Genomic DNA, 12199 nt, shown 5'->3' with positions numbered 1-12199 from the left:
CTTGTTTTCAAAATGGCGCACCCAGAAGGATTCGAACCTTCGACCGACGCCTTAGAAGGGCGTTGCTCTATCCAGCTGAGCTATGGGCGCATCGAAAACTTCATAGTTTACCAATAAGCCAATCTATTATAACAAAATTATAAATGAAAGTGGTCGGCGATGCAGGATTTGAACCTGCGACCCCTTGGACCCAAACCAAGTGCGCTACCAAACTGCGCTAATCGCCGATGCTTACTATTGTCTGCGAGTGACCTCGTTGACAACGGGGTGCATAATAGTGATTTGACTGGATTAGGTCAAACCTTTTTTAAGAAAATAAATCAATCGGTCATTTTTAGTTCACAATGACTAAATATTGTAAATATAAGCTAAAATTCGACCGTTTTTTATAATAGTGCGGTTTATATAAAAAAAGCAACTTGGCGCTTTAGCGCTTTTCTGCGAAAATAGTCTAACTACATTAGCAAGGAATAAAAAGACTGCGTAAAATCAGTCACGTTTACCCCTTTTAAAACGATAATCTCTTGCTAAGTATCAGTTTCAAGTTAACTAACCCCAATTAAAGGTCACCCATGACGGCAAACATCATCGATGGTAAGGCAATAGCTAAACAAGTACGAAGTGCAGTAGCAGAAAAAGTAAGTGAACGCGTAGCTAAAGGCTTACGTGCGCCAGGACTTGCAGTTGTGCTTGTAGGACAAGACCCTGCAAGCCAAGTTTATGTTGGTTCAAAACGTAAGGCTTGCGAGGAAGTTGGTTTTGTATCAAAGTCATTTGATTTACCAGCAGATACCTCAGAGCAGGCACTATTGGATTTAGTCGATGAACTGAATAACGACCAAACAGTCGATGGTATTTTAGTTCAATTACCATTACCTGAAGGCCTTGACGCAGAAAAAATTCTTGAGCGTATTACACCATTAAAAGATGTCGATGGTTTCCACCCTTATAATATCGGCCGTTTGGCACAACGCATGCCAGCTCTTCGCCCTTGCACACCAAAAGGTATTATCACACTACTGAACTCAACCGGCGTTAAATATAAAGGTATGCACGCGGTTGTGGTCGGTGCATCTAATATCGTTGGTCGCCCAATGGCACTCGAGTTACTCCTTGCAGGCTGTACTACAACTGTGTGCCACAAGTTTACCCAAGATTTAGAAACTCATGTACGCCGTGCTGACTTACTCGTTGTTGCAGTGGGTAAACCTGAATTTATTCCGGGTGACTGGGTAAAAGAAGGCGCGATGGTTATCGATGTGGGCATTAACCGTTTAGATACGGGGAAATTAGTGGGCGATGTACAGTATGACATTGCTGAACAAAAAGCACATTTCATTACACCAGTACCGGGCGGTGTTGGCCCAATGACGGTAGCAAGCTTAATTGAAAACACCCTAGAAGCCTGTGAGAAATACCACAGTTAATCACTGTATTCTCAAAAAGTATTTAAGTTACAAAAAAACCGCACAACTTACGTTAGTGCGGTTTTTTATTGTTTGCTTTTAACTGCCTAATTACTTACAAACGTCTGCAACAGCGTTTGAGAAGTATTCGATATTTGCTTGACTAATACCCGCTACGTTCACACGGCTAGAACCAACAATATAAATACCATACTCTTTTTGTAAGCGCGCTATTTGCTCTTTATTAATGCCAAGGAATGAGAACATGCCATTTTGGCGGTCAATAAATGAGAAGTCTTGTGCAATGTCTTTCGCTGCTAAGCTGTCTTTGATTAACGTACGAAGACCATTAATACGATTACGCATTTCATCAAGTTCACTGTGCCACTCTTGCGTAAGCTCTGCGCTGCCTAAAATAGTGTTTACAATATCGGCACCATGTGCTGGCGGCATAGAGTAAATACTACGTACTACACTTAACATTACTGAGTTAGAGATATCAGCAGTCGCGCTATCTTTGGCAATAATTGAACATGCACCAATACGCTCACGGTATAAACCAAAGTTTTTAGAACAAGAAGAACAGATGATTAGCTCTTCAACTGCGTTAGCTAAAATACGCAAGCCGTTAGCATCTTGCTCAAGGCTTGAACCAAAACCTTGGTAAGCAATATCAACAAGTGGTGTAAAACCAACTTCTTTTGCAAGCTCTGCTACTGTATTCCACTGTGTTTCGTTTAAGTCCATACCACTTGGGTTATGGCAACACGCATGAACAAGAACAACGTCACCTTTTGGTACTTGCTTAAGTGTATTGATCATGTCATCAAATAGCAGATCTTTGTTTTCATAATCGTAATACGGGTATTCTTTAACGGTAAGGCCTGCCGCCTCAAATAAGCTAATGTGATTTGCCCATGTTGGGTTTGTTACCCAAATAGTGGCGCTTGGGTTACAACGAGCAATAAACTCAGCCGCAACACGAAGTGCGCCTGTACCACCAGGTGCTTGCGCAGTACGAACACGGTTTGCAAGAAGTGCTTGGTGCTCACCTAATAACAGGTTTTCCATTTTTTGACAAAAATCTAAGTTACCTGCCAAACCAATGTATGATTTGCTGGTTTCATTTTCTAGGCGGAATGCTTCTGCCTTTTTAACGGCGCTTAATACCGGTGTATTACCTTGTTCGTCTTTATAAACACCAACCCCTAAGTCAATCTTATTTGGGTTGGTGTCTTGCTTATAGGCCGCCATAAGGCCAAGAATAGGATCTGTTGGTAATGGTTTTAATACTGAGAACATTGACTATCTCTTATCATTATTTAGGGGTTAGCTGTTACACTTAGCTTAACATAAAAGGTGACTAGCATGGCTAGTGTTATTTACACTAAAAAGTGAGGAATTTTAATACAGCATGCAATTAAGAGTGCTAATGTGTGTTGATCAAAAAAGTCGTTGTTAAACGCCTCTCCATCAACAATACCAATGCAATTATTTTGCTGATCGAACAACGGTAAACATGCCTCAGATTTTACTTTTGGATCGCAAGTGTAATATTCTCCACCAGCAGCAAGATACTGCTCAACATTATTAATCACTCGACCTTTAGCACTCAGTGCCACTTGTACATTATTACTTCCCGCGGCAAACTCTTGAGTTAATGGAAATAATGGTCTGCTAGGTGCGCCAAAATAAACCAATTTTAGTAGCTGCTCACCTTCATTGGTTGCCGTATTTTGATAGATGCCGTACCAATCCACTTCCGTCTTCTCAACCACATAGTCAACAATGCGCTGTAACTGTGCCAGCTTTTCTGTGGTGTGTGAGTCTTGCTTTAAATAATCAGTTAACTTAAATGGTGTTTCTTGAAGATAACCAAATAAACTGCAGGCGCCGCCTTCACCTAGTTCAGGTATCTGATATTCCCAATTTACTGCAGGGCGATCATTGTTTGATAAATAACTTTCAAGCTTGGTAAGCTCTGAAGACACTAATTGCTGCGGCACATCAAGTTGTGCAAGTGATAAATAAGAAGAAACCATCTAGCCGTCCAAACATCCAAATAAAGTAAGATAATAGCATGTCATTAATCTCTCTACTAGTGTTGAATCTAAGTTAGCTTATAACGCATTTCGATTTGATTACCTGAAGCGTTATAGCTTACATAATCGGCTATTTCCTCCAGTAACGAAAGCCCTCTTCCATGTTCACGCGCTAAACTTTGGTCGCGATTATTTGATGTAAAACCATTGCCTGAATCGCAAATAGTAAAGTATAAGCATAAAGTTTCTGGACAATAGCGAATATCAATAATGATCATCGCACCTTGTAATCTCACCAAGGCCGCCTCTCTTTGCTGATAAAACTCAAAAAAACCATCATCATGATTTTTTATTTCAGAATCAAGCCCGAGTAAGCCATGATCAACCGCATTATTGTATGCTTCTGATAAAAGTAAAAAGATATCCGAGCGATGCGCTTTTAAACCACTGACCCGCGTAATAACATCAACAACTTCGAGTACGGGATCTGTTTGTTTAATTTGCGGGGAGTTTAAGCTCAGTGAAAAATTAAAAGGTAACGGCGAATAAGCTTCAGCCTCAGCTTTACTTGATGGGACGGGTAAACAATTAAAAAGTACCAGACTTAAGTCATCTTGTTGTTTAGAGCCTTTAGCAAATTTAGTGACTTGTTCAATCACATCATTACACCCGACTAGTGCTTTGCTGCCTAATACATCAATAAATCGGTGCTCGCCAAAGAATTCATCTTCATCATTGGTGGTTTCAATTATGCCGTCTGTCGCTAAAACAATACGCGTCGAATTATCCACTTCAAAGTGAATTAACTCTCGCTCGAATTCATCAGCATCCAAAATTCCGAGCGCCATATGCTGTGATTCTAATGTTTTTAGTACCTTTCCTTGTTGATCAATGACATAAGCATCAGGTAGGCCACCGAGCCAAGCCGAAATACTTTTACCTGAGCTACTTAATTCTATAATAGTTGCCGCACAAAACATATGACCAGGCAAGAGTTGAGCTAATACCGTATTAACTTCATGAGCAATATCATTCACCGCCATGCCTTTATTAACCATGGTATAAAACACTTTAGAGGCAGGTAAGGCACCTACTGCTGCAGCCAAACCATGGCCGGTAAAATCACCAAGCATACAATACAAACTACCAATAGGACTTTGTGCAACAAGCAACATATCGCCATTAAACATAGAAGCAGGTGAGAGATGAAAGTCGATGTTGTTACTAAATTCATTTTGGTTTTCTAATGCATTATTAAAAATGTGCTCTACAATTTCGTGTTCACGCTCGGTTTGATTGTAATGGTATTCTAGCTGTGCATTTTGTTCGTGGGCTTTTAAGCTAAGTTGGCGGGTTCTGGCGTGTGCATTGATTTTGGCAGTAAGAATAACTTTATCGAAGGGTTTATGAATAAAATCATCGCCGCCAACGGCTAAGCAATGCTCTAAACTATCTTTGTCTTCTAACGAGGTGATAAAAATAATCGGTAAGTAAACACCTTCACTACGCTGTTTTATTTTTGGCGCCGTTTCATAGCCATCCATTTCTGGCATTAATACATCAAGTAGCACGATATCAATCGACTGGTTATCAATTACGGCTAATGCCTCAATACCATTGTTTGCTGTCGTTACTTGATATCCTTGTTGCTTTAGCATCACGCTAAGCAATGAGCGGTTTAGAGCCTGATCATCAACAACGAGTACATGCATCAGTCGATATCAAACTTTTTGTCAAACCGAGAGATTTGTAATATCTTTTTTAATTGCGGCTGGCAATTACTAATATGAATTGCATCCACTGAGGTACCTAATGTTTTTTTTCATATTTAGCAACATGCCCAAAGCAGAGCTATCCATGTAATCTGTTTCGCGAAGGTCGATAACAACTTTTGCCGTTTTATCGCCGATTTCAGCATAAGCTTGTCGAAATGACTGCACCAAATTAAAATCAAACTTGCCTTTAATTTGGATAGTTAATGTTGTGCCATCTGCTGAGGCTGTCTTACTTAAACTCATACTTAATTCCTGATTAGATTATCCATTCTACAGAGTTAATATAACCTTTTAAGACTAAATTCGCCAAAAATAAAAGCGTCTTGTTGTAAATTTGTTATTATAGAAGTCATTGTTTATATAACTTTTTCATTGCAGGTTTAGTATGAGTGACAATAATCTCGTTTATTCAACAGAAACTGGTCGTATTAGCCAACCAAAAGCAACAAAGGAAGTTGCTGGCAAAGTATTTAAAGATGGCGCTTTGCGAATTGAACGCCAAACTAAAGGCCGTAAAGGTAAAGGCGTGATGTTAGTAACCGGTATTGATAGCGAACAGCATGACCTAAAAAAACTCGCCAAAACCATAAAAAGTAAAATGGGCCAAGGCGGCGCAGTAAAAGACGGCATCATAGAAGTACAAGGCGACGACCGCGATAAACTCAAAGCCATACTTGAAGCACTTAAATTCAAAGTTAAAATTGCCGGGGGCTAAGCCCCTATTTTATGGCGTTTAATAGTATTTAATGAGTGACTCATAACAATCTGAGAGACGGGATTGAGCGAAAATCGGACATTGAAAAGTTAAATTAATTCCAGCTTTGTTGAGTTGGGGGCTAATTTTGTCCGATAACATTATTACACGCCGTTTTGGGGAAAAATAACACGCTTAATTCCTAGCTGTTTTAATTACTTGTTTACAAGGGTAATTATTGGTGAAATTATCAGGGTATGTAATATACGCCGTTTTGGTGTGTTATAAACCACCAAATTGGTGTTCAATAAACTGCTAGAAAGTCTATGAAGAATTTAAGTTACCTAGCTGTGTTGTTTTTATTTGGTTGTGGAAAGAAAGAGTCTGACCCTGTTTGGGATTGGGGGTATTTACCTTCGTCAGAAGTATCGAACTATCAAAGGGAACAATGTGCTCACGAGTATTACCAGTCTTTTCCAGTTTCGACAGACAGTGGAGAAAGCCTTAGGATTGGACAAAGTGCTATTTCCGGCCGTTCTCATAAACACTATATTGGTTCTGGCTGTATGGTTGCTACTGTAAGTACAAAGGTCTATTTGGATGCTGACAAGCAAGTTAATAATTTTTATTCGGTTTCTGTCTTAATGCCAACTTTAGATGCTAGGTGCAGGAGCAAATATGACATACCAGCATGTAAGGAAAGCTCAGTTAGTCACACTGTCTTATTTTCTAGAGATATTTCAGCTAATGAGATTGGTGACTATTTTAAAAGCAAGACTATGAATCAGATCGTAAGTTATGACGAATATAGTCGTGTTGTATCTTTTCAACTCAGAAATAAAAGCCTTGAGTATAGGTTGCAGGCTTTCTAACAAAACAAATTAAGAACGCGGACAACCATAATCCGCACAATCCGGGGAATTTATGCTAGAAGATGGAATTTTGAAATAAGGTTAGATTATAAACCTGCAACGGGAAGTGCTGATCGTGTCTTTTTGGTTATGGCGGAATACGTTAGTGCTTTTGAAGAATTAGTACACGTTGTTGGGCACAGCATTGACCCAGAGGCTGACTTTTCTTATCAATTATCGTCTGTTGAACAAGGCTCTATAAAAGGTGTTTTAAATTGTGCCTCAGCTATAAAATCCTTCAGTAAGGCATTATCTAAAATACCAGAACACATAGCTGGCTCAATGGTTGAATGTGATGAAATAAATTCTGAAGAAGACATTGAAGCATTAGCAATACAAGTCGAAGATAAAGTAAAAGATTCTATAGACGTAAAATTCCCGAACGAGTTAAATATTAACAGGTTACGTTTAGCTGAAGGCATTAAAAAGTTGGTGGATGCTTCAGAACGATTAATTGATGGAGAAACAATTGATCTAAAATCGGGTGGAAATAACGTTGTATTTTTAAACACCAAAGTTCGATTTGATAAAGAGCCGAGCTCATTATTCATTGAAATTCTTCGAGAAGTAAAAACAACTGAAACTTTATTAATCAAAAAGCCTGTTTTCTTCGGTGATGCAATGTGGGATTTCAAGAGTATAGAGAGACGTAAATCCTTTTCAGCTCCAATAATGGATGAGTTATGGCTAAAACGATTTCAAAATCGTGAATTAGCCCATATAGATCCGGGCGATGCAATTATAGCTCTAGTATCTTATGAAGCTCATAAAGCAAAAGGAGCAAAGCATTTCTCTTTTTCCAATCACAAAATATTACATGTAGAGCGTCCAATTAAAAGCGATGAATTACAAGCTATTTTAGATTTAGAGTGCAACAGTGAAGAAGCATAAACCTCAAGGTGCGGCTATGTCGTTAATGGCTTCATATTTATTTGTGTTGTTGCCATTTGTCATTCTTGTGATTGTTAAATTTGCACAAGATCAATCCAATGAACTGTTGTTACTTTCTGATTGGTCAATAGCTTCAAGTATTATTTATGGTCAACTTATCGTTAAATTAACGACTGCACTAGCGGCAACTAGTAAATCTAAAAAGATGCCAGGCATAACTTTTAATATCACTTTACTAGTATGTCTTGGACTGGCGATAAACATTGTTGTTTATGTTTTAATGCTAGTAATGCCAAGCCAAAATATTGGTATTATTCAATTAATACTTTTTGCAATCGCATCAGGATTTCATTTTATTTACGGAGCTGCTGTTTATCATATTAATAAAGAGCAACCAACGCGGTAAGTCGGGCTATTTCTGATAAATTCATCATTATTGACGGATGGCGTGGCTTCGCCACTTATCCGACCTACGTAAAAAGGTAGGTTGGTTTAGCCGAAGGCGCCACCCAACAGAGTTTCAGAGACACACCTTTAATGTCCGCAATTAGCACTTTGAAGACAATCGATAACTCTAATTCCTAGGTTACGCCAGGCATTGTTACTAGTTATTAGCTGTCAACAATTAGCATATATTTTTATATATGCCCAAAGCGCAAGATAAACTCGCGCTTACAAGATACTCCCCCTAGCCCCTAGTTACCTAGTGACCTAGCACCTAAAATCTAGTTACCTATCCCCTAAAACCTTTTGTAACTGGGCTTTGCTATGCTCAACCCAACTACAATCGCTTAATTGAACACCGCGCAAGCTTACAGCTAGAATCAAAACACCATGGCTTTGCCGCGGCCCGAGGCTTCTGATCCTGCATCAAGTTTACCATCACGCTCAATGATCACATGCATATCACCAAATCGGCGTTCATCTAATGTGTAACCCATTTTTTCAAGTGCGCTAATAACATCAGCAGCTAAACCGCTGTGATGGCGAATCACATTTTTAGGCCATAGTTGATGATGAAAACGCGGGCTATTCACCACTTCTTCGGCGCTCATATTAAATTCAACCGCGTTTAAAATCGATTCATACACGGAGCTGATAATCGTCGTGCCGCCCGGTGAGCCGGTGACCATTTTTACTTTATTATTTTTAAGTAAGATAGTTGGTGTCATTGAGCTCAGCATACGTTTATGTGGCTGTATTTCATTAGCTTTGCCACCAAGCGCGCCAAAAACGTTCATCACGCCTGGTTTTGCACTAAAGTCATCCATCTCGTCATTAAGTAAAAAACCTGCGCCTGCGACCACAACGCCACTGCCGTACCCTAAGTTAATCGTTGTGGTGTTCGAAACTGCGTTCCCCCACTTATCTACAATTGAAAAGTGAGTCGTTTGTTCGCTTTCATACAAACCTGGTTTAATGTCCTCAGTGGTTGATATTTTATCAAGGGTAATGGTGCTACTGCGCTTTTTAAGGTATTCACTGGCAATCAGCTCTGTTTGTGGCACGTCAAAAAAGTCAGGGTCGCCTAAGTACTCTGCTCTATCGGCAAAAACGCGCTTACCTATTTCAGATAGTAAATGAATATAAGCCGTTGAATTATGCTCAAAACCATCGCTAGGCTTAGTTAACTCATACATTCTTAGCCACTGTAAAATAGCAATGCCGCCTGAGCTTGGGGGAGGTGAGGTTAAAACTTCATAACCGTTCCAGCTGGCTTTAATAGGAGTGCGTGATTTTGCTTGATAGCCTTTTAAATCGGCTTGAGTGATTATGCCGCCATGTTGCGCCATAAAATCAGCGATGATTTTGGCAGTTTCCCCTTCATAGAACCCTGCTTTACCCTTATCACGAATGCGCTTAAGTGTCGCGGCAAGCTCTGGCTGCTTAAAGTTTTGTTTTGCTTTAGCGCTGGCAAAATACTCAGCAAAATTAATCGAAACGTCTTTTTTAGCCATACGAGCTATGTAACGCTCGATACTGCTGGCAAGCTTTGGATGCACAATAAAGCCATGTTCGGCAAGTTTTACTGCGGGTTCAACTAAGGTTTTCCAATCAAGTGTGCCGTGTTTTTTATGAGCAAGCCACATACCTGCAACACTGCCAGGTACACCGCTGGCATGAATACCATACACAGAGCGATGCTTAATAACATTGCCCTGCTGATCTAAATACATATCGCGATGTGCCGCACTCGGTGCTGTTTCACGATAATCAATAAAGTCACTTTCGCCGTCTTTTTGGATCAGCATAAAACCACCGCCACCAATATTCCCAGCTTCAGGCAGAGTTACAGCCAATACAAATTGTGCCGCGATAGCCGCATCAACGGCATTACCGCCTTGCTCTAGAATAGCCCTTGCGGTATCACTACTATAGCTGTCAGGCATGGCAACCGCAGCTTGACTCGTTTTTTCTGCAGCACTCAGCATTAGATTTAACTGAATTACCATTAAGCACAATAAAAGCAAAATTTTGCCACGAGAAAACATAGTTCATTCCTTTTTAATTTTATTTTTTAACTAAATTATTTCACCATTAATGCATATTGTACCGCGCTAGGTCAAACGACAATTAAACTAACTTTCGATATAGCACAGCAGGTAGCTCACCTTCGTCATCTATATGAGTGTAATTTTTAATAAATTTCATGGCTAATTTTTCCATGACTTTAATAGAAGCTAGATTGTCTTGTAATGCTGTCGCACTAATAGCATGCACTTGAGGCTGCTGGGCAATACAATCAGCTATTGCTGTAGCCGCTTCACTAGCAAACCCTTTGCCCCAGCTTGAGCGTTTAAAACGCCAACCAATTTCAATATCATTGTAGTTAGGCGATTTAGTAAAAAAGTCCATCGGCCTGATAAGCACCCAGCCTATAAACTCATTTGTTTGCGTAATATTCACCTGCCATAATCCCCAGCCCTTTTCAGTATTGCGATACGCTTGCATACGTGGGATAAACACCTCTTGAATTGTCTGCATGCTACTAACTTTGCCTCGTGTTAGGTACTGCATAACCTGCGGATCATTATCTAATTCATACAATAGCGGTGCATCTTGTTCATCCATTAACCGAAAACTAAGTCGAGCTGTTCTAGGTACGTTCATATTTTTACCTGTATATTGCATGTTTTTAAATTATTACTAAAATTACTTTACCTAAGAATGACGGTCTTAGGAACACTCCCCTTTTAATAGAGAACAAATATGAAAAAAATCGCGAGTTTAGTTTTGTTAGGTTGCGTTATTCTCAGCGGATGTGAAGACGCTAATGAAGTAAAAGAAGATGCCGCAGAAGCCAAAGCCGAAATGCAAAAAGCATTAGGTGATGCGTGGGATGAGGTAAAAGATACCACGAATGAATTCAAGGATGAATCACTTGACGAGCTATTAGATGAGAGTAAAAAGCTTGGCTTAGACATGTACGATGATGGTAAAGAAGTTGCCCTTGACGCATGGCTCGAAAGTAAAGAAGCTGCAGGTGAGTTAACTGAAAAAACCAAGCAAAAAGCGCAAGAACTCGCCCAAGAATTACGTGAAGCCCGCGAACAACGCGAGCAAGATAAAGACAATTAAAACCCAACTAAGGTAACCAGCCTGCTTTACAACCGCGCCTGTAAAGCTAACAAGTAAGCTTTGCGGGCGATCAATTCTTCCAGTGTGCCTTGGTATGAATACACTTTACTAATATCAGCAAATGATAGACGCCCTTTTATTATAGACATTGAACAGCTTATATTTACCCAGTTAAAATATAAAAGTAACGTCTGTAAGCCATCGGTTTGTATCTGGTTAAAGCCCACTTTTTGTGCTGTTTTAGGATTAATAATATAACTGGTCGCCTTAATGGTTATATTTTTATTTTGTTGCTGCTCATAGTGTTCAATTAGCTTAATTAACCCCGCAACATAGCCGCTTAAGACCTGTTTTTTTCGTTGCTGGGCGGTTTGGCTTGAATCTAGAACAAAGTAGTAATCGAATAAACTCCCACCATGTAAAGCCAAACTGTTATTTTTTACTTTTTCAGCAATTAGTAACGGTGAGTAATAAATTAAGTTCCCTGCTTTTATGCCACTTGGTACATCAATAAAAGGGGCTAATACAGACAAACTGACTGACAGTACAAATAAAGCAACAAAAGGGACTCCAAGAAAAGTAAACACACTTCCTAGCAGAATATTTAAAAGAAGATAGAAGCCTATTAACTTTAGTTGAAAGTGCCGTTGCTGCTTATCACTAAGCACATAAAACCTATTTTCCACTGTGGCTACCCTCAATTGTTATTTTTATACGGTATGGTACTGTTAAAACACCAATAAGTAACAACTGTATTACTGGCACTAGAACTGTGCAAGCTCTTATCTTTAACATACTACACCTTTAAAGTGTTTTTTGCGCAGTCACATAACCTAAAAGGAATTACAATGAAAAAAAACTCATAGTTTTATTCTTATTGATTCATTCACTCTCATCACAC

The 12199-nt window shown here is 39.5% G+C and carries 12 protein-coding genes, 2 tRNA genes and 1 pseudogene; 6 read left to right on the top strand and 9 right to left on the bottom strand.

Translation table 11 applies throughout. The features are described from left to right. Window positions 1-13: 13 nt before the first annotated feature. Window positions 14-90, bottom strand: a tRNA-Arg gene (locus ACU8V8_RS04005). A 60-nt stretch (window positions 91-150) separates the two neighbouring features. Further along, window positions 151-227, bottom strand: a tRNA-Pro gene (locus tag ACU8V8_RS04000). Between the two features lie 345 nt (window positions 228-572). Between ACU8V8_RS04000 and folD the strand changes: the two genes are divergently transcribed. Beyond that, window positions 573-1427, top strand: coding sequence for a bifunctional methylenetetrahydrofolate dehydrogenase/methenyltetrahydrofolate cyclohydrolase FolD (gene folD / locus ACU8V8_RS03995; protein WP_087530795.1), 855 nt, complete (start codon window positions 573-575; stop codon window positions 1425-1427). 90 nt (window positions 1428-1517) lie between these two features. Here the strand turns inward: folD and ACU8V8_RS03990 are convergent, their stop codons facing one another. The 4 genes and pseudogenes from ACU8V8_RS03990 to ACU8V8_RS03975 form a co-directional block, all read right to left on the bottom strand. Then, window positions 1518-2708 (bottom strand): amino acid aminotransferase, encoded by a 1191-nt coding sequence (locus ACU8V8_RS03990; RefSeq protein WP_087530796.1) that lies wholly within the window; start codon window positions 2706-2708, stop codon window positions 1518-1520. A gap of 80 nt (window positions 2709-2788) precedes the next feature. Next, the gene (locus ACU8V8_RS03985; RefSeq protein WP_446888920.1) at window positions 2789-3448 is read right to left on the bottom strand and encodes a GAF domain-containing protein; all 660 of its coding nucleotides are present in this window, start codon (window positions 3446-3448) and stop codon (window positions 2789-2791) included. 68 nt (window positions 3449-3516) lie between these two features. Further along, window positions 3517-5160, bottom strand: a complete 1644-nt coding sequence (locus ACU8V8_RS03980; protein ID WP_446888919.1) for a SpoIIE family protein phosphatase — start codon at window positions 5158-5160, stop codon at window positions 3517-3519. Next, window positions 5160-5466: pseudogene (locus ACU8V8_RS03975) on the bottom strand (STAS domain-containing protein). The gene ACU8V8_RS03980 and the pseudogene ACU8V8_RS03975 overlap by 1 nt, the downstream one beginning before the upstream one ends. Window positions 5467-5608: 142 nt before the next feature. Between ACU8V8_RS03975 and ACU8V8_RS03970 the strand changes: the two are divergent. From ACU8V8_RS03970 to ACU8V8_RS03955, 4 genes are all read left to right on the top strand, one after another. After that, complete coding sequence (locus ACU8V8_RS03970) at window positions 5609-5938, top strand: stress response translation initiation inhibitor YciH (protein WP_087530800.1); 330 nt, start codon at window positions 5609-5611, stop codon at window positions 5936-5938. 305 nt (window positions 5939-6243) lie between these two features. Further along, entirely contained in the window at window positions 6244-6789 is a 546-nt protein-coding gene (locus ACU8V8_RS03965; RefSeq protein WP_446888918.1) for a hypothetical protein, read from the top strand. A gap of 129 nt (window positions 6790-6918) precedes the next feature. Further along, a complete protein-coding gene (locus ACU8V8_RS03960) occupies window positions 6919-7719 on the top strand; it encodes a hypothetical protein (RefSeq protein ID WP_446888917.1) in 801 nt (266 codons plus the stop codon). Next, on the top strand, window positions 7706-8125 hold the full coding sequence (locus tag ACU8V8_RS03955; protein WP_446888916.1) for a hypothetical protein: 420 nt from the start codon (window positions 7706-7708) through the stop codon (window positions 8123-8125). The genes ACU8V8_RS03960 and ACU8V8_RS03955 overlap by 14 nt, the downstream gene beginning before the upstream one ends. A gap of 418 nt (window positions 8126-8543) precedes the next feature. Here the strand turns inward: ACU8V8_RS03955 and ggt are convergent, their stop codons facing one another. Beyond that, complete coding sequence (ggt, locus tag ACU8V8_RS03950) at window positions 8544-10172, bottom strand: gamma-glutamyltransferase (protein WP_446889579.1); 1629 nt, start codon at window positions 10170-10172, stop codon at window positions 8544-8546. A 121-nt stretch (window positions 10173-10293) separates the two neighbouring features. Then, on the bottom strand, window positions 10294-10830 hold the full coding sequence (locus tag ACU8V8_RS03945; RefSeq protein ID WP_446888915.1) for a GNAT family N-acetyltransferase: 537 nt from the start codon (window positions 10828-10830) through the stop codon (window positions 10294-10296). 99 nt (window positions 10831-10929) lie between these two features. Here ACU8V8_RS03945 and ACU8V8_RS03940 point away from each other — a divergent pair, with 99 nt between their 5' ends. Continuing rightward, entirely contained in the window at window positions 10930-11298 is a 369-nt protein-coding gene (locus ACU8V8_RS03940; protein ID WP_446888914.1) for a hypothetical protein, read from the top strand. Between the two features lie 26 nt (window positions 11299-11324). On the opposite strand, the gene ACU8V8_RS03935 is transcribed toward ACU8V8_RS03940, so the two are convergent. Next, window positions 11325-11885 carry a hypothetical protein gene (locus ACU8V8_RS03935; protein WP_446888913.1) on the bottom strand — a complete coding sequence of 187 codons (561 nt, stop codon included), beginning with the start codon at window positions 11883-11885 and terminating at the stop codon, window positions 11325-11327. Between the last annotated feature and the right edge of the window lie 314 nt (window positions 11886-12199).

The organism is Pseudoalteromonas sp. SaAl2, assembly GCF_052947895.1.
Note: the sequence above shows the minus strand (reverse complement) of the source record. Positions and strands in the feature narration are given on the sequence as shown.